General features: G+C 67.8%; 21 protein-coding genes. 14 read left to right on the top strand and 7 right to left on the bottom strand.

Annotated features, from left to right (window positions below):
• Positions 1–45: 45 nt before the first annotated feature.
• Genes nadD through SLQ31_RS27870 form a run of 5 tightly spaced genes read left to right on the top strand, consistent with a single transcriptional unit; the run spans position 46 to position 3,338 of the window.
• Positions 46–711, top strand: coding sequence for a nicotinate-nucleotide adenylyltransferase (nadD, locus tag SLQ31_RS27890; RefSeq protein ID WP_319437426.1), 666 nt, complete (start codon positions 46–48; stop codon positions 709–711).
• Positions 708–1,085, top strand: a complete 378-nt coding sequence (gene rsfS, locus SLQ31_RS27885) for a ribosome silencing factor (RefSeq protein WP_319437425.1) — start codon at positions 708–710, stop codon at positions 1,083–1,085. The genes nadD and rsfS overlap by 4 nt, the downstream gene beginning before the upstream one ends.
• Positions 1,082–1,750, top strand: coding sequence for a glucosyl-3-phosphoglycerate phosphatase (gpgP, locus tag SLQ31_RS27880; RefSeq protein WP_319437424.1), 669 nt, complete (start codon positions 1,082–1,084; stop codon positions 1,748–1,750). Before rsfS ends, gpgP begins: the two co-directional genes overlap by 4 nt.
• Positions 1,740–2,471 carry a diglucosylglycerate octanoyltransferase gene (gene octT / locus SLQ31_RS27875; protein WP_319437423.1) on the top strand — a complete coding sequence of 244 codons (732 nt, stop codon included), beginning with the start codon at positions 1,740–1,742 and terminating at the stop codon, positions 2,469–2,471. Before gpgP ends, octT begins: the two co-directional genes overlap by 11 nt.
• A gap of 3 nt (positions 2,472–2,474) precedes the next feature.
• Positions 2,475–3,338: a DegV family protein gene (locus SLQ31_RS27870; RefSeq protein WP_319437422.1), complete on the top strand. Its 864-nt coding sequence runs from the start codon at positions 2,475–2,477 to the stop codon at positions 3,336–3,338.
• Here the strand turns inward: SLQ31_RS27870 and SLQ31_RS27865 are convergent.
• Together SLQ31_RS27865 and SLQ31_RS27860 are read right to left on the bottom strand one after the other, a co-directional pair.
• Positions 3,325–3,876 (bottom strand): YceI family protein, encoded by a 552-nt coding sequence (locus tag SLQ31_RS27865; RefSeq protein ID WP_319437421.1) that lies wholly within the window; start codon positions 3,874–3,876, stop codon positions 3,325–3,327. The two genes, SLQ31_RS27870 and SLQ31_RS27865, sit on opposite strands and share 14 nt — an antisense overlap.
• Before the next feature lie 98 nt (positions 3,877–3,974).
• On the bottom strand, positions 3,975–5,030 hold the full coding sequence (locus SLQ31_RS27860; RefSeq protein ID WP_319437420.1) for a dihydrodipicolinate reductase: 1,056 nt from the start codon (positions 5,028–5,030) through the stop codon (positions 3,975–3,977).
• A gap of 198 nt (positions 5,031–5,228) precedes the next feature.
• Here SLQ31_RS27860 and car point away from each other — a divergent pair, with 198 nt between their 5' ends.
• From car to holA, 4 genes are all read left to right on the top strand, one after another.
• Positions 5,229–8,759, top strand: a complete 3,531-nt coding sequence (gene car / locus SLQ31_RS27855; protein ID WP_319437419.1) for a carboxylic acid reductase — start codon at positions 5,229–5,231, stop codon at positions 8,757–8,759.
• A gap of 95 nt (positions 8,760–8,854) precedes the next feature.
• Positions 8,855–9,661 carry a ComEA family DNA-binding protein gene (locus SLQ31_RS27850; RefSeq protein ID WP_319437418.1) on the top strand — a complete coding sequence of 269 codons (807 nt, stop codon included), beginning with the start codon at positions 8,855–8,857 and terminating at the stop codon, positions 9,659–9,661.
• Positions 9,658–11,187, top strand: coding sequence for a ComEC/Rec2 family competence protein (locus SLQ31_RS27845; RefSeq protein WP_319437417.1), 1,530 nt, complete (start codon positions 9,658–9,660; stop codon positions 11,185–11,187). Before SLQ31_RS27850 ends, SLQ31_RS27845 begins: the two co-directional genes overlap by 4 nt.
• Positions 11,168–12,121, top strand: coding sequence for a DNA polymerase III subunit delta (holA, locus tag SLQ31_RS27840; RefSeq protein WP_319437489.1), 954 nt, complete (start codon positions 11,168–11,170; stop codon positions 12,119–12,121). The genes SLQ31_RS27845 and holA overlap by 20 nt, the downstream gene beginning before the upstream one ends.
• Here the strand turns inward: holA and rpsT are convergent, their stop codons facing one another.
• Positions 12,122–12,382 carry a 30S ribosomal protein S20 gene (gene rpsT / locus SLQ31_RS27835; protein ID WP_319437416.1) on the bottom strand — a complete coding sequence of 87 codons (261 nt, stop codon included), beginning with the start codon at positions 12,380–12,382 and terminating at the stop codon, positions 12,122–12,124. It lies immediately after the preceding gene.
• Between the two features lie 256 nt (positions 12,383–12,638).
• Here rpsT and SLQ31_RS27830 point away from each other — a divergent pair, with 256 nt between their 5' ends.
• The 3 genes from SLQ31_RS27830 to SLQ31_RS27820 are packed head-to-tail and all read left to right on the top strand — an operon-like array spanning position 12,639 to position 16,036.
• The gene (locus tag SLQ31_RS27830; protein WP_413643207.1) at positions 12,639–14,219 is read left to right on the top strand and encodes a circularly permuted type 2 ATP-grasp protein; all 1,581 of its coding nucleotides are present in this window, start codon (positions 12,639–12,641) and stop codon (positions 14,217–14,219) included.
• On the top strand, positions 14,219–15,196 hold the full coding sequence (locus tag SLQ31_RS27825) for an alpha-E domain-containing protein (protein WP_319437414.1): 978 nt from the start codon (positions 14,219–14,221) through the stop codon (positions 15,194–15,196). Before SLQ31_RS27830 ends, SLQ31_RS27825 begins: the two co-directional genes overlap by 1 nt.
• On the top strand, positions 15,197–16,036 hold the full coding sequence (locus tag SLQ31_RS27820) for a transglutaminase family protein (RefSeq protein ID WP_319437413.1): 840 nt from the start codon (positions 15,197–15,199) through the stop codon (positions 16,034–16,036).
• Here SLQ31_RS27820 and SLQ31_RS27815 read toward each other — a convergent pair.
• From SLQ31_RS27815 to SLQ31_RS27805, 3 genes are read right to left on the bottom strand one after another with little or no spacing between them, the layout of a single operon-like run.
• A complete protein-coding gene (locus tag SLQ31_RS27815; RefSeq protein ID WP_319437412.1) occupies positions 15,976–17,523 on the bottom strand; it encodes a PepSY domain-containing protein in 1,548 nt (515 codons plus the stop codon). The genes SLQ31_RS27820 and SLQ31_RS27815 overlap by 61 nt on opposite strands.
• 27 nt (positions 17,524–17,550) lie before the next feature.
• Positions 17,551–18,381 (bottom strand): ribonuclease Z, encoded by an 831-nt coding sequence (locus tag SLQ31_RS27810; protein WP_319437411.1) that lies wholly within the window; start codon positions 18,379–18,381, stop codon positions 17,551–17,553.
• A 25-nt stretch (positions 18,382–18,406) separates the two neighbouring features.
• Positions 18,407–19,411 (bottom strand): aldo/keto reductase, encoded by a 1,005-nt coding sequence (locus SLQ31_RS27805; protein ID WP_319437410.1) that lies wholly within the window; start codon positions 19,409–19,411, stop codon positions 18,407–18,409.
• Between the two features lie 111 nt (positions 19,412–19,522).
• Here SLQ31_RS27805 and SLQ31_RS27800 point away from each other — a divergent pair, with 111 nt between their 5' ends.
• Positions 19,523–19,954, top strand: coding sequence for a CBS domain-containing protein (locus SLQ31_RS27800; RefSeq protein ID WP_319437409.1), 432 nt, complete (start codon positions 19,523–19,525; stop codon positions 19,952–19,954).
• A 3-nt stretch (positions 19,955–19,957) separates the two neighbouring features.
• Here the strand turns inward: SLQ31_RS27800 and SLQ31_RS27795 are convergent, their stop codons facing one another.
• Complete coding sequence (locus tag SLQ31_RS27795) at positions 19,958–20,554, bottom strand: type II toxin-antitoxin system PemK/MazF family toxin (RefSeq protein WP_319437408.1); 597 nt, start codon at positions 20,552–20,554, stop codon at positions 19,958–19,960.
• A gap of 45 nt (positions 20,555–20,599) precedes the next feature.
• Between SLQ31_RS27795 and lepA the strand changes: the two genes are divergently transcribed.
• Positions 20,600–22,519 (top strand): translation elongation factor 4, encoded by a 1,920-nt coding sequence (gene lepA, locus SLQ31_RS27790; protein WP_413643176.1) that lies wholly within the window; start codon positions 20,600–20,602, stop codon positions 22,517–22,519.
• Positions 22,520–22,581: the final 62 nt, after the last annotated feature.

Below are 22,581 nucleotides of genomic sequence, written 5' to 3'. Positions count from 1 at the left end.
TGAGCGTGGCGAACGGCCCGGCGGCCTCCCGTAAGCTGGTCAATCGTGGTTTCCTCGGCTCGGCGCAGGCTCGGCGTGATGGGTGGGACGTTCGATCCCATCCACAACGGCCACCTGGTCGCTGCCAGCGAGGTGGCCGCCCTCTTCGATCTCGACGAGGTGGTGTTCGTGCCGACGGGCCAGCCGTGGCAGAAGTCCCGGGAGGTGACCCCGCCCGAGGACCGCTACCTGATGACGGTGATCGCGACCGCCTCCAACCCGCGGTTCTCGGTCAGCCGGGTCGACGTCGACCGCGGCGGGCCCACCTACACCGCCGACACGCTGCGCGATCTGCGCGCGCTCAACCCCGATGCCGACCTGTTCTTCATCACTGGAGCCGACGCGCTGGCGTCGATCCTGTCCTGGCAGAACTGGGAGGAGCTGTTCGCGCTCGCCAAGTTCGTGGGCGTCAGCCGGCCCGGCTACGAACTCAACGCCAAGCACATCGTTGCCGCCTTCGACCAGTTGCCCGAGGAGGCGCTGAGCCTGGTTGAGGTGCCCGCCTTGGCGATCTCGTCCACCGACTGTCGCGTTCGCGCCGCCGGAAACCGGCCGATCTGGTACCTGGTGCCCGACGGCGTCGTGCAGTACGTATCCAAGCGCGGCCTTTACAGCGGAGTCGGCCACCTGAGCCGGCCCGCCGTTACAACATTCGAGGAGACCCCTACGTGACCGCGACCGACGAAGCCATCCAGATGGCCACCGTGGCGGCCCGCGCTGCCGCCGGCAAGCTCGCACAGGACATCGTCGTCATCGACGTGTCCGGCCAGCTGGTGATCACCGACTGCTTCGTGATCGCATCGGCCGCCAACGAGCGGCAAGTGAACGCGATCGTCGACGAGGTCGAGGAGAAGATGCGGCTGGCCGGCAACAAGCCCGCGCGCCGCGAGGGCACCCGAGAAGGACGCTGGGTGCTGCTCGACTTCATCGACATCGTGGTGCATATCCAGCATCAGGAGGAGCGCAACTTCTACGCCCTGGACCGGCTGTGGCGGGATTGCCCGTTTTTGTCGGTCGACCTCGATGACGTTGAGGAAGTGCCATGACGGTGCGGCGGCTGGTCATGCTGCGGCACGGCCAGACCGAGTACAACGCCGGCAGCCGCATGCAGGGCCAGCTCGACACCGAACTGACTGATCTGGGCCGGGCGCAGGCCGTCGCGGCCGCCGAGGTGCTGGCCAAGCGCCAGCCGCTGCTGATCGTCTCCTCGGACCTGCGGCGCGCCTCGGACACCGCGGTGGCGCTGGCGGAGCGCACCGGGCTGCAGGTGCACCTCGATACCCGGCTTCGGGAGACCCACCTCGGCGACTGGCAGGGGCTCACCCACCATCAGGTGGACGACGCCGCACCAGGAGCGCGACAGGCCTGGCGCGACGACGCCACCTGGGCGCCGCACGGCGGCGAAAGCCGCATCGACGTCGCTGAGCGCAGTGTGCCGTTGGTCGCCGAATTGGTTGCTGCAGAACGCGAATGGGGACGTGAGGAGCCCGACCGGCCGTTGGTGCTGGTGGCACATGGTGGACTGATCGCAGCGCTGTGCGCGGCGCTTCTCGGGCTGCCCGTCGAGAGCTGGCCGGTGCTGGGCGGGATGGGCAACGCCAGCTGGGCGCAGCTGTCCGGGCACAGCGCCGACGATGCTCCGTTCGGGTCCATCCGCTGGCGCCTCGACGTGTGGAACGCCTCTGCTCAGGTGGCCAACGATGTCCTCTGACCGGACCCTGCTCATCTTCTGCGATTCCCTGTCCTACTACGGACCGCTGGGCGGGCTGCCCTCGGATGATCCGCGGATCTGGCCCAATATCGTTGCCCGCCAACTCGGTTGGGATGTTGAGCTGATCGGCCGGATCGGCTGGACCAGCCGCGACGTGTGGTGGGCGGCCACCCAGGATCCCCGGGCCTGGGCCGCGCTGCCGCGCGCCGGTGCGGTGATCTTCGCGACCAGCGGCATGGACTCGCTGCCCTCGCCGCTGCCGACCGCGCTGCGGGAACTCATCCGCTACGTTCGCCCGTCCTGGCTGCGCCGCTGGGTTCGGGACGGATACGGCTGGGCGCAGCCGAAGTTCTCGCCGATCGCCCGGCCGGCACTGCCACCGCACCTGACCGTCGAGTACCTCGAAATGACTCGTGGTGCAATAGATTTCAACCGTCCTGGCATCCCGATGGTCGCCTCGATTCCCTCGGTGCACATCGCCCCCACCTACGGCATGTCGCATCGCGGCCGCGCCGGTACGGTCGCCGCGATCAATGAATGGGCTGCCCAGCACGACATGCCGGTGGTCGACTTGAAGGCGGCGGTGGCCGAAGAGGTGATGGCCGGCCGGGGCAACCCCGACGGCATCCACTGGAATTTCGAAGCGCATCAGGGCGTCGCCGACCTGATGCTGAAAGCGCTTGCCGAAGCCGGTGTTCCGCTCGACGCCACCCGCGACTGACCCATGGCCGTCGTCGTGGTCACCGACTCATCGGCTCGGTTGCCGGCCGATGAGGTCCGCGGTTGCGATATTCGCGTTGTACCGCTTCACATTCTGGTCGACGGCCGCGACCTGCGCGATGGTGTGGACGCCATCCCGGCCGATCTGTACCAGCGCGCGCACGTGACGACCGCAGGCGCCACCCCGAGCGAACTCACCGATGCCTACCGAAACGCGTTGCGCGACAGCGGCGGTGACGGTGTGGTGGCCGTGCACATCTCCGGCGAACTCTCCAGCACCCTTGGCGCCGCCGAATACGCTGCGCGCGAGTTCGGCGGGGCGGTGCGGGTGGTGGACTCGAAGTCGACAGCGATGGGCACCGGGTTTGTCGCATTGGCCGCCGCCCGTGCTGCCTTCGCGGGTGCCGACCTGGAAACCGTTGCCGCCGAGGCGGAGTCAGCGGTCTCCCGGGTGCGCGCCTACATTGTCGTGCAGCGGCTGGACAACTTGCGGCGCAGCGGCCGGATCGGCACCGCGGCATCCTGGCTCGGTACCGCGTTGGCCCTCAAGCCGCTGCTGCGCATCGACGAGCAGGGCCGGCTGGTGCTGGCCCAGCGGGTGCGCACCGCATCCAAAGCGCAAGCGGCGATGATCGAGCAGGTGATCGAGGTGGTGGGGGAGCAGCGGGCGTCGCTGGCCGTCCATCACATCGACAATCCGTCCGTCGCAGCCGATTTGGCTGCCACACTGGCTGCCGCGCTGCCCGGCTGTGGGGACGCCGTCGTCACCGACCTTGGCCCGGTGCTCGGCGTCCACGTCGGTGCCGGCGCGGTGGGAATCGTCGTCGCCGTCGATCCCACCCCGCCCGGACCGATCAGCCCTGCCTGAGCGCCTCGATCTCCAGGGTGATGGTGACCTTGTCGCCGACAACCGCGCCACCGGTCTCCAGCGGCATGTCGATGTCGATACCGAAGTCCTTGCGGTTCAACACCACCGAGGCCTCGAAGCCGGCGACCGCGCCGTGCCCCATGCCGGGGTTGACGCCGTTGAACTGCAGGGCGAGGGTGACCTGCCGGGTCACGCCCTTGAGGGTGAAGTCGCCGTCGAGCCGGTAGTCCTCACCGTCCGAGGTCACTGACGTCGACACGAATGTGGCGGTGGGGTACTTCTCGACATCGAAGAAGTCAGCCGCCCGCAGGTGTGCGTCGCGCTGGTCGTTGCCGGAGTTGACCGAGGCGATGTCGATCTCGGCGGACACCGACGGGGTGCCGTCCTCGGCCACGGTCACGGTGCCGCTGAACGTACCGAACGTCCCGCGGACCTTACTGACGACGAGGTGGCGTACCGAGAAGCTGATCGACGAGTGGACGGGGTCGATCGCCCAGGTTCCTGCGCTGAGATCGGTGGTCTGAGCCGGTGCGGTCATCGGGGGTTTCTCCTTGATCCGGGCGTGCCCGACCTGATGTCGGGCACTTCAGAGCAAGTAACCGGACTGCGGTCCGGATTAATTCCCGCGCCGCAGGATTACCCGGAAAAGCGTCCGGTCACCGGAGGCAGATCGGCCAGCGTCACGATGCCCGGTGCGGCGGCAACCACCGCAGGCACGGCGTTGGTCACCGGCATGGCGGTGTAGATCATGCCCAGGCCCATGAATCCGGCCTCGGGCCAGTTCTTCGGCGGCAGGCAATGCAGCACGGTGCGCATGTTGGGCACCCCGAATACCTGGATGACATGGCCGTGCTCCAGTGGCTTGGGCGGGACCACGTGGCTGCCCATGATCCAGTTGAACCCGACGCTGACCACGTTGCGGTCACCGACCCAGCCGCGGTGAAAGCCGTACACCCCGCCGACGGTGCCCTCCGGGATCGTCATGAATCCCAGATCGCTGTCGCCGGTGGCGGTGGTGAACGTGACGTCGAACGTCATCCGGTCCAGCTTGGCGCCGATCGCGTCGGCCATCATCGCCGCCGACTCGGCGAACACTTCGCTCTCCTGGCGCACGCTCTCTTCCAGTCCGGGGGTATCCGGCGCGCAGCCGAAGCCCATCGCGGACTGGGTGCCCGCCGACTCGTAGGTCGAGCAGTCCACCGACTCGGTGATGCGAATCTCGTCGACGCGTTCACAGGAACCCGAAAGCACCATGCCGACCATGTTCGTCATCCCGGGATGGGCGCCGCTGCCGAAGATCGTGGAATTGCCTTGCTCGCAAGCCTTTCGGATCCGGGTCAAGTCCTCGGGTGTCTGCTTGCCGCCGGTGATCCAGGCCGCCGACGAACACACGTTGACCCCGGCTTCCAGGAGTCGCACCAACTCGTCGACGCTGGGCCACAACGGGTTGTAGCAGCAGGCGTCCGGCTTGGTCGCCAGCAGCGCGTCGATGTCATTGGTCGCGGTGATCCCGGTGGCATCGGGCCAGCCGGACAGTTCGGCGGCATCGACACCGAGCTTGTCGGCGCCGTGCGCGTACACCCCGACCAGCTCCAGATCCGGCCGGCTGATGATCGCGTGCAGCGACCGGCGGCCGATGTTGCCGGTGGTCCACTGGATCACCCGAATGGGGCGGTCGGTGGTGGCGGTCATGGACGTCCTCCTCAGCTGGCGAACACTCCTGACGGGTCTACCACCGCAGGCCACGCCCCCGGTAGGTGATGTCTCACAGATCGGATGCGCCGGCCCGGCGGGCGGCTGTGTAAGCGACATCACAGAGGCCCATTGAAATCAACCCAGCCTTCGCCCGTTCATACCAAGGGGGAGAGATTTCTCGAGAGGTGCACATCGATGGCCGTAACCGACATCCAGACCGAACGTGAAGATCGAGTGGCCGAGCGGATCGCTCTGTTGAACGCCAATGACGAGCAGTTCCGACATAGCCCACCCGACCCGGGACTCGTCGGCCTGGTCAGTCGGTCCGGCCTGCGGCTGGCTCCGCTGCTGGAGACGCTCATCGAGGGCTACGGCGATCGTCCCGCACTCGGGCAGCGTGCCCGCGAACTGCATACCGATGCCGCCACCGGACGCACCACGGCGCAGGTGCTACCGAGATTCGACACCACCAGCTATCGGCAGCTGTGGTCCCAGGTGCGCGCCGTTGCCGCCGAGGTACGCAGGCATCCCAGCGCACCGGTGGTGCCGGGCGATGTGGTCGCCACGATCGGCTTCGCCAGCCCGCACTATCTGACGATCGACCTGGTCTGTGCGTACCTGGGCCTGGTGACAGTGCCGCTGCAGCACAACGCCGCCGCCTCCCGGATGGCACCCATCATCGCCGAAGTAGAGCCGACGATCGTGGCGGTCAGCGCCGAATACCTCGATCTGGCAATCGAATCCGTACTCGGTAGTCCGTCGGTACGGCGGTTGCTCGTGTTCGACTACCTGCCGCAGGTCGATGACCACCGGGAAGGGCTCGAGCGCGCCTACCAGCGCCTCGCCGAGGCCCGCATGGCGGTGCACGTCGACATCTTCGACGACGTGATCCAACGCGGTTCGGCCCTTCCTCCCGAACCGCTCTACACCGAGGCCAGCGACGAGCGTCTGGCGATGATCATGTACACCTCGGGCAGCACCGGCACCCCCAAGGGCGCGATGTACACCGAGCGGATGCTGTCTTCGCTGTGGACGGCGCCGTTCCTGGCCGCGGCGAACCCGGTGTTCAACGTGAACTTCATGCCGCTGAACCACCTCGGCGGCCGGTTGCCGCTGGTGGCCTCGTTCCTGGCCGGCGGCACCAGCTACTTCGTCCCTGAGTCGGACATGTCGACGCTGTTCGAGGATTGGGCGCTGGTGCGCCCGACCGACCTGCCCGTCGTGCCGCGGGTGGTGGACATGCTGTTCCAGCGTTACCGCAGCGCCGCCGACCGGATGATCGCCGACGGTATCGAGGCCCGTATAGCGGAGTCACAGGCCATGGCCGAGATCCGCGACGGGGTGCTCGGCGGGCGGGTGCTCGGCGGTTTCGTCGGGACGGCCCCGCTGGCCGCGGAGATGAAGGAGTTCCTGCACGACTGCCTCGATGTCCGCATCTTCGACGGGTACGGCCTCACCGAGGTCGGTATGGTCAGCCGCGACGGGGTGATCTCCCGGCCACCGGTCAGCGACTACAAGCTCATCGACGTACCCGAACTGGGCTACTTCTCCACTGACTTGCCCCACCCGCGTGGTGAGCTACTGGTCAAGTCCGACACGGCTTTTCCGGGTTACTACAAACGCCCCGAGGTCACCGCGGATGCGTTCGACGCCGACGGCTACTACCGCACCGGCGACGTGATGGCCGAGGTGGCGCCGGATCACCTGGTGTATGTCGATCGGCGCAACAACGTGCTGAAGCTCTCGCAGGGCGAATTCGTGGCGGTCGCCCGGCTGGAGGCGATCTTCGCCGGGGCGCCGCTGGTGCGGCAGATCTATGTGTACGGCAACAGTGAACGCGCCAGCCTGCTCGCGGTCGTCGTGCCGACCGTCGAGGCGCTGCTGCGGTTCCCCGGTGACCAGGATGCGCTGAAAGTCGCACTGCATGAATCACTTCGGGACACCGGCAAGCTTGCCGACCTGCAGTCCTACGAGGTGCCGGCTGACTTCCTGGTGGAGTACGAACCGTTCACCGACGACAATGGGCTGCTCTCCGGCGTCGGAAAGAACCTGCGTCCCAAACTCAAGGACCGCTACTCCGACGAGCTGGAGAAGTTGTACGCGGATCTGGCGGCCGCTCAGGTCGACGAAATCCGTTCGCTGCGCGACGGCGCCGGCGATCGCCTGGTGATCGACACCGTGGGCCGTGCGGTCAGGGCGCTGCTCGGCACGGCGAGCGCCGCGGTGGGCGCTGAGGCGCACTTCACCGATCTCGGTGGGGATTCGTTGTCGGCGTTGACATTCGCCAACTTGCTTGGCGACATCTTCGATGTCGAAGTCCCGGTCAGCACGATCATCAACCCGACATCAACCCTGGGCAGCCTTGCCCTGCTGATCGAGCAGGAGCGCGAATCGGCGAGCAGCAGACCGACTTTCGCATCGGTTCATGGCCGGGGCGCTACCGAGGCCCGTGCTTCCGATCTGCGCTTGGACGTGTTCGTGGACGCCGCGACGCTGGCGGCAGCTCCGACGTTGCCGCACGTGACGGGCACCCCGCACACCGTGTTGCTCACCGGCGCCAACGGCTGGTTGGGACGCTTCCTGGCGCTGGAGTGGTTGGAGCGGCTGTCGAAGACGGGTGGCACGCTGATCACCATCGTGCGGGGCCGGGACAGCGAAGACGCCCGCAAGCGACTCGAGTCGGTGTTCGAGGCCGGAGATGTGGAGCTGCACAAGCGGTTCTGTGAACTTGCCGCCGACCATCTCGAAGTGATCGCCGGTGACATCAGTGAGCCGAACCTCGGTTTGCATCCGCTGGTGTTCAGTTCCCTGACCCGGCGGGTCGACCAGGTGGTGCATCCGGCCGCACTGGTGAATCACGTGCTGCCCTACAACGAGCTGTTCGGCCCCAACGTCGTCGGCACCGCCGAGGTGATCCGGTTCGCCATCACCGCCCGGATCAAGCCGGTCACCTATTTGTCCACGGTGGCAGTGGCGATGACGGTCGATCCGGCAGTGTTCGCCGAGGACGGCGACATTCGCACGATCAGTGCGGTGCGGCCGGTGGATGACAGCTACGCCAACGGCTACGCCGACAGCAAGTGGGCCGGTGAGGTTCTGCTGCGCGAGGCGCACGACCTGTGTGGCCTGCCGGTCGCGGTGTTCCGCTCCGACATGATCCTGGCGCACAGCCGCTACACCGGGCAGCTCAACGTCCCGGACGCCTTCACCCGGCTTGTGGTGAGCCTGTTGGCCACCGGGATCGCGCCGTGGTCGTTCTATGCCGCCGACACCGCCGGGCAACGGCCGCGGGCACATTACGACGGCCTGCCGGTCGACTTCATCGCCGAGGCCGTCACCACCATCGGGACCCAGACCACCCAGGGGTATCACTCCTACGACGTGATGAACCCACACGACGACGGCGTCTCGCTGGACACCTTCGTGGACTGGCTGGTCGAAGCGGGGCACCGGATCGAGCGCATCGACGACTACGACACCTGGCTGGCGCGGTTCGAGACCAGCCTGAAAGCGTTGCCGGACAAGCAAAGACACCAGTCGGTGTTGCCGCTGCTGCATGCGTATACCCATCCCGAACGGCCCGTGCGCGGAGCGCTGGCGCCGACAGACGTGTTCCGAGCCCAGGTGCGGGCCGCGAAAGTCGGTGCGGAAGCTGATATCCCGCATATCGACGCGGAGTTGATCCGCAAATACGCCAGCGATGTGGAGTACCTCGGCCTGGTCTGATCGGGGCTGTCCACAGACCGGAGTTCATCCACAGGGGCCGACGGCCCGTGGCCTGATGAGCGTTCGCTGTCCCGGCGGGGACCTACCGTCACGACATGCGCACCGACCAGCCGCTGGCCAGTCTGCACCGCCGCCTGCACCCAGGCGAATCGGGTGACGCCGCACCCGCCGACGACGAGGACGCCGACGAGATCCCGGTGCCCAGTTGGATCCCCGACGGGCACGCCCAACGTGCCGGCTGGCTGACCGCGATCAGGGCCGACCCGGGCCGCGCGGGCGGCGTCGCACTGGCGGTGATTGCCGTTGTCGCCGTGCTCATCACGGTGATCACCCTGATGAGTGACGATCCACCGCCGGTCGTATCGGCCAAACTCCCGCCGGTGGAAATGGTGTCCTCGGCATCCCCGCGGCCCAGCCCGGATGCCCATCAGCCGGTCGTCGTCAGCGTTGTCGGGCTGGTCACCAAACCCGGCCTGGTGACACTGACGCCCGGCGCGCGCGTGGCTGATGCCGTATCGGCCGCCGGCGGCACCATCGACGGGGCCGACACCCTCGGGCTGAACCTGGCCCGCGTCCTCACCGACGGCGAGCAGATCGTGGTCGGTATCGGCACCCCGGCGGGCCAGCCGAGCGCGCTGGGCAGCTCGATCAGTGGCGGACCACCGGCCGCATCCACACCGCCGGCGGCGCCGGGAAAGGGGGCGCCTGCCGAACCGGTCGACCTGAACACCGCGACCGTCGAACAACTCGACGCACTGCCCGGCGTCGGACCCGTGACGGCCGCCGCGATCGTGGCCTGGCGTGACACCAACGGAAAGTTCGGCAGCGTCGATCAACTCGGGGATGTCGACGGCATCGGTCCGGCCCGGCTGGACAAGCTGCGGGCGCTGGTTCGGGTGTGACCGATGCGGCCGCGCGGCTGGATCTGCGACTGGTGCCTGCGGCCCTGACTGCCTGGGCGGTCACCGCGGCGGGTATCACCTGGACGGTCGGGCCGCTGCTGGCCGTGCTCTGCGCAGCCGTCGGGCTCGGCTGGGCGGCGCTGACCCGGTGGTGCGGCGAGGCCCGGCCGGTGCTGCGCGCGGTGGCTGTCGCGGTGATCGGCGCCGCGATCGTCGGGGCGGGCTTCGCGCTGGCGGCGACGATGCGCAGCGCCGCGGTCCGCGCGCACCCCATCGTGCAACGGTTCGGCACCGTGGCCACGGTGACCGTGACGCCGGGGGAGGACCCACGGCCGCTGGGCAGTGGCCGGTTGATGTTCCGTGGCGCGCTGGCCGAGCTGAACGGCACCGACATGCCCGGCAGTGTCGTTGTTTTCACGCCGATCGCGGGGTTCGGCGAGCTGATGGCGGGCCAGCCGGCCCGATTCAAGGCGCGGATCAGCCGGCCGACTCGGCACGACCTGACCGTGGCCGTGCTCAACGCCACCGGCGAGCCAGCGCTGGGCCGGGCGTCGCCGATGCAGCGCGCGGCGCGGGCGGTACGCGCGCGCTTCGCCGAAGCATCCCGCGATGTACTGCCCGCCGATCAAGCCGCTATCCTGCCCGGGCTCGTCCTGGGCGACACGTCTGCTGTAAGTGCCGCCACCACAGCACAATTCCGCACGGCCGGGCTTACTCATCTGACCGCCGTGTCCGGCGCCAACGTCACGATCGTCTGCGGCACGGTGCTGCTGTCGGCGGGGCTCATCGGCCCGCGTGCGGCGGTCGGCCTGGCCGCGGTGGCGCTGCTGGCGTTCGTCGTCGTCGTACAGCCGACCGCCAGCGTGCTGCGCGCCGCGGTGATGGGCGCCATCACCTTGGTGGCCATCCTGAGCGCCCGCAGACGTCAGGCCATTCCGATGCTGGCGGCCACCCTGCTCGGATTGCTCATCCTGGCACCGCAATTGGCTGTCGACGCCGGCTTCGCGCTATCCGTATCGGCGACCGCCGCGCTCATCGTGCTGGCGCCGGGGTGGGCGGCGCGACTGATCGCACACGGCTGGCCGAAACCACTGGCCGAGGCGGTCTGTATCGCGCTGGCCGCCCAATTGGTCACCGCGCCGTTGGTGGCAGCGATCTCCGGGCGTCTGAGCGTGGTCGGTGTACTCGCCAATCTGGCTGTTGCCGTGGTGATTCCACCGATCACGGTGCTGGGCACCGCCGCGGCGGCGTTGTGCTGGCTGTCGGCGCCCGCCGCCGGGCTGCTGATCCGCTTCACCGGCCCCGAGCTGTGGTGGCTGCTGCGTGTCGCGTCGACGGCTGCGGAGGTGCCCGGTGCTGCGGTCTCGGTGCCGTCCGGGCTCGCCGGGGTGCTGACCGTTGCCGCGGCGACGCTGGCCGTCGCGGTGGTGTGGCGCTGCGGCAAGGTCGGTGTCAGCCGGTGTCGGCCGGACGTGAAACGATCGTCTGGTGAGCGAGACGGCAGGCCTGCATCTGATCCTGGGTGACGAGGAGCTCCTCGTCGACCGCGCCGTCTCCGAGGTGTTGCGGATCGCCCGCGGTGTCGCGGGCAGCGCCGACGTCCCGATCGACCGGCTGCGCGCAGGCGAGGTGTCGGTCAACGAGCTCGCCGAACTGCTCAGCCCGTCGCTGTTCGCCGACGAACGGGTGGTGGTGCTCGAGTCGGCCGCCGAAGCGGGCAAGGAGGCCGTCGAGCTGATCGCCGCGGCGGCCGCCGACCTGCCGCCCGGCACCGTGCTGGCCGTGGTGCACTCCGGCGGCGGGCGCGCCAAGGCGCTGGCCGATCAGCTGAAGAAACTCGGCGCCCAGGTGCACGTCTGCGCCAAGATCGCCAAGCCCGCCGAACGGGCCGACTTCGTGCGCACCGAGTTCCGCGCACAGAAGGTCAAGGTCGACGACGACACGGTCACCGCACTGCTCGACGCCGTCGGCTCCGACATCCGGGAACTCGCGGCGGCCTGCTCGCAGCTGGTCGCCGACACCGATGGTCAGATCGATGCGGTCGCGGTGCGGCGCTATCACAGCGGCAAGGCGGAGGTCACCGGCTTCGAAATCGCCGACAAGGCGGTGGTAGGCGATATCGCCGGGTCGGCCGAGGCGCTGCGGTGGGCGATGATGCGCGGCGTTCCGCACGTCCTGCTGGCCGACGCGCTGGCCGAGGCCGTGCACACGATCGCGCGGGTGGGCCCGCTGACGGGTGATCCGTACCGGCTGGCCGGCGAGCTGGGCATGCCGCCGTGGCGCATTCAGAAGGCGCAGAAACAGTCGCGGAGATGGTCACGCGACAAGGTGGCGACGGCGATCCGGCTGGTGGCAGCGCTGAATGCCGACGTCAAAGGGGCAGCGGCCGACGCCGATTACGTGCTGGAGAATGCGGTGCGCAAGGTCGCGCAACTGGCCGCCGGTAGCGGCCGGGACTGATCAGATCTTGTTGAAGGCCTGAGCCAGCGCGGACTTCTTGTTGGCCGCCTGGTTCTTGTGGATGACGCCCTTGCTGGCGGCCTTGTCCAGCTTGCGGCTGGTCGACGCCAGCAACTCGGCGGCCTTGTCCTTGTCGCCCCCGGAAGCTGCCTCACGGAATCCGCGGATCGCAGTGTGAAGCGAGCTCTTCACCGACTTGTTGCGCACGCGGCGCTTCTCGTTGGTGCGAATACGCTTTTCCTGCGACTTGATGTTAGCCACGCGTTAATTCCTCGTCTTCAAGCTTGGGGGTCTCGGTCTTGCCGGGGCCGTCGGGCCCACGTGCAGCGACTGCTCAGGGTACCAGTCAGGACTCGAATCTCCCAAAGCGGAGCTCACTGGCCTGCCGAAACGACGAGTTTGGGGCAGCATGTGACTGGTGAGCCTTCGTACCCTGCCATCGGAAGCCAGTCGGACGTCACGTAACGGTTCGCGACGGCCGCACAGACACGACCATATCTTCGGCGGCTACAACAACATGGGCTCCTACGCCAAGGCGTTCGACGAGATGTTCGACAGCGAGGGCAACGTCCGCGGGCCGTACAAGGGCATCTTCGCCGAGCTCGCCCCGTCCGACGCCGACGAGCTCGAGGCCAGGGCCGAGGCGCTGGGCCGCGCGTTCATCGACCAGGGCATCACGTTCTCGCTGTCCGGCCAGGAGCGGCCCTTCCCGCTCGACCTGGTGCCCCGCGTCATCTCCGCCGCCGAGTGGTCCCGGCTGGAACGCGGCATCACCCAGCGCGTCAAAGCCCTCGAGATGTACCTCGACGACATCTACGGCGACCAGGAGATCCTGCGCGACGGGGTCATCCCGCGCCGGCTGGTCACCTCCTGTGAGCATTTCCACCGGCAGGCCGTAGGGATCAACCCGCCCAACGGGGTGCGCATCCACGTCGCAGGCATCGACCTGGTCCGCGACGCCCAGGGCACCTTCCGGGTCCTCGAGGACAACCTGCGGTCCCCGTCGGGGGTCTCCTACGTCATGGAGAACCGGCGCACCATGGCCCGGGTCTTCCCGAATCTGTTCGCCACCCACCGGGTGCGGGCGGTCGGCGACTACGCGTCTCATCTGCTGCGGGCGCTGCGCAACGCGGCGGCCACCAACGAGGCCGACCCCACCGTCGTCGTCCTCACCCCGGGCCCGTTCAACTCCGCCTACTTCGAGCACTCCCTGCTGGCCCGGCAGATGGGCGTCGAACTGGTCGAAGGCCGCGACCTGTTCTGCCGTGACAACACCGTGTACATGCGCACCACCGAGGGTGAGCGTCAGGTCGACGTCATCTACCGCCGCATCGACGACGACTACCTCGATCCCATGCAATTCCGCCCCGACTCGGTGCTGGGGGTGGCGGGCCTGCTGAACGCGGCGCGGGCCGGCAACGTGGTGATCTCCAGCGCGGTCGGCAACGGTGTCGGCGACGACAAGCTCGTCTACACCTACGTGCCGACCATCATCGAGTACTACCTCGGCGAGAAGCCGTTGGTGGCCAACGTCGACACGATGCGCTGCTGGCTCGACGAGGAACGCGAAGAGGTGCTCGACCGGGTCGACGAGTTGGTGGTCAAGCCGGTCGAGGGCTCCGGCGGCTACGGCATTGTGTTTGGCCCGGACGCCAGCGACAAGGAGCTGGCGACCATCCGCAAGAAGATCAACGCCGACCCCCGCGGCTGGATCGCGCAGCCGGTGGTGCAGCTGTCGACGGTGCCGACGAAGGTCGGCGATGAGTTGGCGCCCCGGCACGTCGACCTGCGCCCGTTCGCCGTCAACGACGGCGAGGAGGTGTGGGTGCTGCCCGGCGGGTTGACCCGGGTCGCCCTCACCGAGGGCTCGCTGTTGGTGAACTCCAGTCAGGGCGGTGGATCCAAGGACACCTGGGTGCTGGCATCCCGGACGTCGGTGGCCGCCCGCGAGCTCGGCGCCGCCGAGGTCGTCCGCAAGATCCCCAAGACGGCCAAGGCGCCGGTCGCGGAGAAGGGCGCCGAGCAGAATCAGCAGCAGCAGGGGCAACAGCAGCAGAACCAGCAGGACCAGCAACAGCAGCAGCAGGTGATGCGCTGATGCTGGCCCGTAACGCCGAGGCGCTCTATTGGATCGGGCGTTATGTCGAGCGCGCCGACGACACCGCCCGCATCCTCGACATCACCGTCCACCAGCTGCTCGAGGACTCCAGCGTCGACCCCGACCACACCTCCCGGGTGCTGCTGCAGGTGCTGGGGATCGAGCCGCCCGACCACCAGCTCGATCTGTGGTCACTGACCGATCTGGTGGCATTCAGCCGTGACCTGGAGGGCGGCTGCTCGATCGTCGACGCGATATCGGCAGCCCGCGAAAATGCCCGCTCGGCAAGGGAAGTCACGTCCACCGACATGTGGGAGTGCCTGAACACCACCTACAACGCGCTGGCCGAACGTGAGCGCGCCTCCCGCAGGCTGGGCCCGCACGAGTTCTTCAGCTTCATCGAGGGCCGGGCCGCGATGTTCGCGGGGCTGGCCGATTCGACACTCTCGCGCGACGACGGCTACCGCTTCCTGGTGCTGGGCCGGGCGATCGAGCGGGTCGATATGACGGTGCGGCTGTTGCTATCCCGGGTCGGGGACAGCGCATCCTCGCCGGCGTGGGTGACGGTGCTGCGCTCGGCCGGCGCCCACGACACCTACCTACGCACCTATCGTGGCGTGCTCGACGCCAGCCGGGTCGTCGAATTCATGTTGCTGGACCGGCTTTTCCCGCGGTCGATCTACTACTCGCTCAAGCTTGCCGAGCACAGCCTCGACGAACTGATGCACCGCCGCCACAACCGAGTTGGCTCTACCGCTGAGGCCCAGCGCCTGCTCGGGCGGGCCCGCAGTGAGCTGGAATTCATCCGACCGGGTGTGCTGCTCGAGTCTCTGGAAGAACGGCTCGCCAGCCTGCAGGAGACCTGCCGCGATGTCGGAGAAGCGGTGGCGCTGCAGTACTTCCACTCCGCGCCGTGGGTGGCGTGGTCGGATGCCGGGCAACAGGCTGAGCTGGTCATCGAGGAAGGGGAGATCTGAATGTGGCGCATGCGGGTTGTGCACGCGACGGGGTACGCCTACAAGTCACCGGTCACCGCCTCCTACAACGAGGCCCGGCTCACGCCGCGCTCGGATTCCCGGCAGAACGTCATCCTCAACCGGGTCGAAACCATTCCGGCCACCCGCTCTTACCGGTATGTCGACTATTGGGGCACGGCGGTAACGGCTTTCGACCTGCATGCACCGCACACCGAACTGGAGGTGACGGCGTCCTCGGTGGTCGAGACCGAGGAGCCGGAAGCGCCGACGGACGAAGTGTCGTGGGATGAACTGGCGTCCGAGGCGGTGCGGGATCGTTTCGACGAGGTGCTCACCGCCACGCACTACACGCCGGCGAGCCGGCGGCTCGAGCGGGTCGGCAGGCGCATCGTCAAGGAGAACGATCCGCAGGCAGCCGTCATCGCCGCCGCCCGATGGGCGCACAGCGAACTGCAGTACGTGCCCGGCACCACCGGCGTGCACTCGTCGGGCATCGACGCGCTGCGCGAGGGCAAGGGCGTCTGCCAGGATTTCGCGCACCTGACCCTGATTCTGTTGCGCGGCATGGGTATTCCGTCGCGATACGTCTCGGGATATCTGCACCCCAAGCGCAACGCGGTGGTCGGTGACACCGTCGACGGGCAGAGCCACGCCTGGATCCAGGCGTGGACGGGCGGCTGGTGGAATTACGACCCGACCAACGATTCCGAGATCAACGAGCAGTACATCAGCGTCGGGGTCGGCCGGGACTACGCCGACGTGACCCCGCTGAAGGGCATCTACTCCGGCGAGGGGTCAACCGATCTCGACGTGGTGGTGGAGGTCACCCGGCTGGCGTGATCACGCCGGGCCGCGACGATCCCCTCGGCGATGAGCACCACGATCAGTGAGATGCCGAACGCGGGGAACAGCACCCCGAGTGCGATGGCGATGACCGCCACCGTGACCATCGCCCGCTTCGGGGTGTTGGCGCGAGCCGCCGGGCTGGCCGGGCCGGGCAGCCCGCTACCGCCGGACGGCCGCCGCTTCCACCACATCAGCAGCCCGGTCAGCACGCTGAGCAGGACACCGAGACAGGCGACGGTGGCCGAAATGCGGGTCAGCCAACCGAATTGGTGGCCCATGTGCATGGCGATCCCGAAACTGGTCAACCGCGACAGCGCCCCGTCCGCAGCGGCGGTGGCGTTGGTGATCGTCGCGCCGGTGAACTGATTCAGGTAGAGCGTCCGCTGTTCGGACACCCGCTGCGGCCACGGATTGACCACCGTGTAGCTGCCGAAGACTTCTGCGCCGTCCTGGGTTGAGTCCGACGGCGGGAAGATCGCGTAGCCGGGCACCATGTGCTCGTCCTTGGCGATGCGGTCGATGTCGGCGTAGGACAGTCGGGCCGCGGCGCCGTCCGGCTGTGAGGCGTAGATCGGGTCGTCGGTCGCGGCCCAGGCGATGCGGCGCCCCAACCGGTCGTAGTCACCGAGCTTGGCCGGCGTTGAGGGAGCATCGATTTGGGCCGAGGGCGTGACCGTCGCGGTCACCGCCCGCCAGTTCTCGCCCCAGTACCGCGTCCACGTCATGCCCGAGAGGATGTAGCAGGACAGGATGACGGCGAGGACCACACCGGTGAGCGCATGCACATCGCGCCACCGCACCCGACCGCCGCTGCGCCACCGGACTGTCAACAGCGGCTTGGCGGCTTCGATCGCCCTTGGCCACCACAGATAGACGCCGCTGCCCAGTAGCACCAGAATCCAGATCGCGGTCAGCTCCATCCAGAGGTTGCCGATCCCCACCGGGATCGTGGACTCGGGATACGCCGACGGGTTGATCAGATGTCCCAGCGACGGCAGCGGCACGTGCGGTCCGTCGTTGCCGAACATCCGGTGCAGCTGATTGGCCCAGCCCACCAATCCCGAGAGCTGATCGCGCTGGCCCAGATACGCGCCGGTGTAGGGATCGACGAACACCTGGATGACGTTGGCTTCGGCCTGCGGGTAGCCCGGCGCGGTCGCGGACAAGAAGTCCAGTCGCGTGGAGGAGTCCGGACTGTCGGGCGGGGTGACGGCTTCGAGGGTGTCGGTGGTGGTGACGTGCTGTTTGGCGGTGATCACCTGGGCGTCGAGCGGCACGGTCTGCGATCCCGGCTCGACGACGAGCAGATGCCGGTTCAGCACGGCGTCAAGCGGCTGGCTGTAGAGGATCACCAACCCCGAGCAGGCCAGGACCACCAGCACCGGCGCCGCGAACAGCCCCACCCAGAAGTGCAGCCGCCAGATTCGGCGCAGCACAGCGGAGTCAGCGCGTCGCGTCGAGGTTTCCACCGTCGTTGTCATCGCACATGAGTCGTGCGCTGCGGTGGATTAGTTCCCGACGGACACCTGAAGCAAATCGTTGCCGATTTCCACCGGGCCGCTGAACTCGGTGGCCGCCAGGGCGCGCCACTGATCTTCCTGCCCGGGCACGAGTGCCGGCACGTAGTGGGTGAGCACCAGCTTGCCGACTCCGGCGCGGGCCGCGGTGGCCGCGGCCTGTTCCACCGACGAGTGGTAGTCGAGGATGTCGCGGAGTCGCTGAACCGGTATCTGCGCCACCAGATCCGCACGAATCACCGTGTGCACCAAAGCGTTTGCGCCCGCAGCGAGGGCGTCCAGGCTCGCGCACGGCACGGTGTCACCGGCCAGCACCACCGTGGCGCCGTCGTACTCGACACGGAAACCCAGCGTCGGTTCGACCGGTCGGTGGTCGGTGGGCGCCGCGGTGATGCGGACACCGCCGTCGTCCCACACCTGACCCTCGGTGTACTCGTGCACCTGAATCGACGGGGGTTCGGTGATGTCGGGGTGATGGCCGATGCGGTAGGAGATGTCGGGTGCCAGCGCGGCCAGCGTCGCCTCGACGACGGCCTTGGTGCCGGGCGGGCCGATGATCGGCAGCGGGGTGGGCACGAACGTCGTCACCCAGCGCGTCGTGATGACGTCGGACAGGTCGGTGATGTGGTCGCTGTGCAGGTGGGTCAGCAACAGCGCGGAGATGTTGGCCGCGCCGACGCCGGCCGCCGCTGCCCGCATCAGCACCCCGCGCCCGCAGTCCACCAGGAACACCGCGTCACCGGCTTTCACCAGGGTCGACGGTCCGGCCCGGTTCGGGTCGATCATCGGGCTTCCGGTGCCAAGCAGCGTGATGTCGATCATGGGGTCATTACTACACGCCGGATCATCACTCGCGGGCCGACGACACCCCACCCGGGTCGAACGAGCGGTGGCCGGACACGCGCGCACCCGCAGTCTCCAGCGCCGTCATCTGGTCGGGGTTCAGGTGCACCGACAGCGAGCCGGTGTTCTCGTCGACCCTGGCGGCACGCCGGGTACCCGGGATGGGCACCGAGACCACGCCCAGCGCCTCGGCGCGCTGGTGCAGCCAAGCCAGCGCCACCTGGGCCGGTGTCGCGCCGACCTCCTCGGCGATCGAGGTAACCACCTGCACCACAGCCATATTCGTGTCGAGCGCCTCGCCGGCGAAGCGCGGCATGAGGCTGCGAAGGTCCCCACCCGACGACAAGTCGGCGGCCGAGCGAACCGCGCCGGCCAGGAAGCCGCGGCCCAGCGGCGAATACGGGACGAAGCCGACGCCGAGTTCCGCGGCGGCCGGCACGACGTTGGCTTCGACGTCGCGGCTCCAGATCGACCACTCGCTCTGCACCGCCGCGATCGGGTGCACCGCCACCGCGGCGCGCAGCTCGTCGGCCGTCACCTCGGACAGCCCCAGATGGCGCACCTTGCCGGCGGTGACCAGCTCGGCCATCGCGCCGACGGTCTCCTCGATCGGCACCGACACGTCGCGGCGGTGCATGTAGTAGAGGTCGACGCTGTCGGTCCCGAGCCGGCCCAGGCTTTCGTCGATGCTCTGCCGCACATACGCGGCGTCTCCGCGGGCCTTGAGCTTCCCTGTGGTCGGGTCGCCGTCGATGCCGAACTTCGTCGCCAGCTGCACCTCGTCACGGCGATCGGCCAGCAGCTGGGCGATCAGCCGCTCGTTGGCGCCGACGCCGTACACGTTGGCGGTGTCGATGAACGTCACACCCACGTCCAGGCAGTGGTGCAGCGTCGCCAGCGATTCGGTGTCGTCGACCGCGCCGTACACGGGGGTCAGCGCCATCCCGCCGAAACCGATCGCGCTGACCGTCAGTCCGTCACCCAACACCGTCGTAGCCAGTGTGCCCATTGCCCATCTCCTCGTCCTCGTCCGTTCTGTCTTAACGCAACCGGGGCGGTTTGCTTCCCCGGGGCTCCCATAAGCCTTAGCCTGATGTGACATCCATCACAAGGAGTCGCGATGCGCATCGCAGACATTCTGCGCACCAAGGGCGCGGCGGTGGCCACGGTCACCGAGACGACCACCGTGACGGGTTTGCTCGCCGAATTGGTCATTCACAACATCGGCGCGATGGTCGTGGTGGGCGCCGATGGTGTCGTGGGCATCGTCTCGGAGCGCGACGTCGTGCGCAAACTGCATGACCACGGCCCTGAGCTGCTGCGCAGCTCGGTTTCCGACATCATGAGCAAGATCCTGGTGACCTGCACGCCCGAGGACCAGATCGACGATCTGAGCGCGTTGATGACCAACAACCGAGTGCGTCACGTCCCGGTGATGCAGGGCGACCGGCTGGTCGGCATCGTCAGCATCGGCGATGTCGTGAAGCACCGGATGGAGCAGTTGCAGTCCGAGCAGGAGCATCTGCAGGCCTACATCACGCAAGGCGGTTAGCCGCTAGCTCCAGGAGTACTCGGCGCGCAGTCGGGCGGCGACCACCTCGAAGGTCGATTTCTCCAGGATCGCGCCCTCGCGGCGGATGCCCTCCTCGGGGACGTCGAGGACCCGATCCAACCGCACCCAGCTGGCCCGGCCCTCGTAATCCCAGCCGCCCGAGCCGATACCGATCCAGTTGCCGTCCTCGGAGTGCTGGGTCTGGCTGGACAGCATCAGGCCCAGCAGGGTCTGACGGTCGCGCCCGACCACCAGCACCGGCCGGTCCTTGCCCCGGGTCGGGTCGTCCTCGTAGACCACCCAGGTCCAGACCACCTCGCCCGGGTCGGCGCGGCCGTCGAGATCGGGTGCATAGATAAGGCGGCGCGCGCGGTGCGCGGTCGGCACGCTGCTGCTGGTCACGGGGCGGCCCGCGGTGATCGCAGCGGGCTGCTCGGTGGCCACGGAACTGGCCACCAGCGCCTCGAGGCCCAGCCTGAGCCCCTGCTGGATGGTTCGCGGCACGGCCTGGGGAATCGGCAATTGCCGGATGAATCTGGGCGCCTCGTTGAAAACGAGGTGCTCTGCGAGTCTCTGGAACGTCCTCCACTGCGACGCCATTCTCGACAGCATAGGCGGAACGCGGAGACCTCGCGGCGCACGATTGTGTCCCGAAGGGCCCCACTCGATACCCTGGTAAAACCCGAGGGCCCCCTCGAAGCACGACCCCACCAGGAGATTCCCATCAGCAGCTTCGCCGACAAGACTTTCACTGCGCCGGCGCAGATTCGGAACTTCTGCATCATCGCTCACATCGATCATGGGAAGTCCACGCTCGCCGACCGGATGCTCGGCATCACCGGCGTGGTCGCCGACCGCGACATGCGTGCTCAGTACCTCGACCGGATGGACATCGAGCGCGAACGCGGCATCACCATCAAGGCGCAGAACGTGCGCCTGCCGTGGGAGGTCTCCGGTGAGCAGTTCGTGCTGCACCTGATCGACACCCCCGGCCACGTCGACTTCACCTATGAGGTGTCCCGCGCGCTGGAGGCCTGCGAGGGCGCGGTGCTGCTGGTCGACGCCGCCCAGGGCATCGAGGCCCAGACGCTGGCCAACCTCTACCTGGCGCTGGACCGCGATTTGACGATCATCCCGGTGCTCAACAAGATCGACCTCCCCGCCGCCGACCCCGATCGCTACGCCGGCGAGATCGCCCACATCATCGGCTGCGAGCCCGAGGACGTGCTCCGCGTCTCGGGCAAGACCGGCGAGGGTGTCCGCGAGCTGCTCGACGAGGTGGTCCGGCTGATCCCGGCGCCGGTTGGCGACGCCGACGCACCCGCACGGGCGATGATCTTCGACTCGGTCTACGACATCTACCGCGGCGTGGTCACCTACGTGCGCGTGGTGGACGGCACGCTCAAGCCGCGCGAGAAGATCAAGATGATGTCCACCGGCACGACGCACGAACTGCTGGAAGTCGGCATCGTCTCACCCGAGCCCAAGGCGACCGAGGGCCTCGGCGTCGGCGAGGTGGGCTATCTCATCACCGGCGTCAAGGACGTCCGGCAGTCGAAGGTCGGCGACACCGTCACGTCGTTCCGCAACGGCGCCACCGAAGCGCTGACGGGCTACCGGGAGCCACGGCCGATGGTCTACTCCGGGCTGTATCCCGTGGACGGCTCGGATTACCCGAACCTGCGCGATGCGCTCGAACGGTTGCAGCTCAACGATGCTGCGCTGGTGTGGGAGCCGGAAACCTCGGTGGCGCTCGGCTTCGGCTTCCGCTGCGGCTTTCTGGGCCTGCTGCACATGGAGATCACCAGGGAGCGCCTTGAGCGCGAGTTCGACCTGGACCTGATCTCCACCGCCCCGAACGTCGTCTACCGAATCGTCAGGGACGACGGTTCTGAGATCGTCGTGACGAACCCCTCGGACTGGCAGGAGGGCAAGGTCCGGTCCGTCTTCGAACCGATCGTGAAGACGACGGTCATCGCGCCCAGTGAGTTCATCGGCACGATCATGGAGCTGTGCCAGTCCCGTCGCGGCGAGCTCGGCGGCATGGACTACCTGTCGCCCGAACGAGTCGAGCTGCGCTACACCATGCCGCTGGGCGAGATCATCTTCGACTTCTTCGACTCGCTGAAATCGCGGACCCGCGGCTACGCCAGCCTCGACTACGAGGAAGCGGGCGAGCAGGAAGCCGACCTGGTGAAGGTGGACATCCTGCTGCAGGGCGAGGCCGTCGACGCCTTCAGTGCCATCGTGCACAAGGATGGTGCCGCCGCCTACGGCAACAAGATGACGACCAAGCTCAAGGAGCTCATTCCCCGTCAGCAGTTCGAGGTGCCGATCCAGGCCGCCATCGGAGCGAGAATCATTGCCCGCGAGAACATCCGGGCGATCCGCAAGGACGTGCTTAGCAAGTGCTACGGCGGTGACATCACCCGCAAGCGCAAACTGCTCGAGAAGCAGAAGGAAGGCAAGAAGCGGATGAAGACCATCGGCCGGGTCGAAGTACCGCAGGAAGCCTTCGTCGCCGCGCTGTCATCCGAGGCCGGCAGCGACAAAGCAAAGAAGTAGGGGATTTCATCACACGCGACCTTCATGTCGTTCGGGGGCGATCGATAGTTGGTGCCGTAGTC

It is taken from the genome of Mycobacterium sp. RTGN5 (genome assembly GCF_033804465.1).
GTDB lineage: Bacteria > Actinomycetota > Actinomycetes > Mycobacteriales > Mycobacteriaceae > Mycobacterium.
The sequence above is the reverse complement of the archived record's forward strand: the minus strand, read 5'-3'. Positions and strand labels throughout refer to the sequence as shown.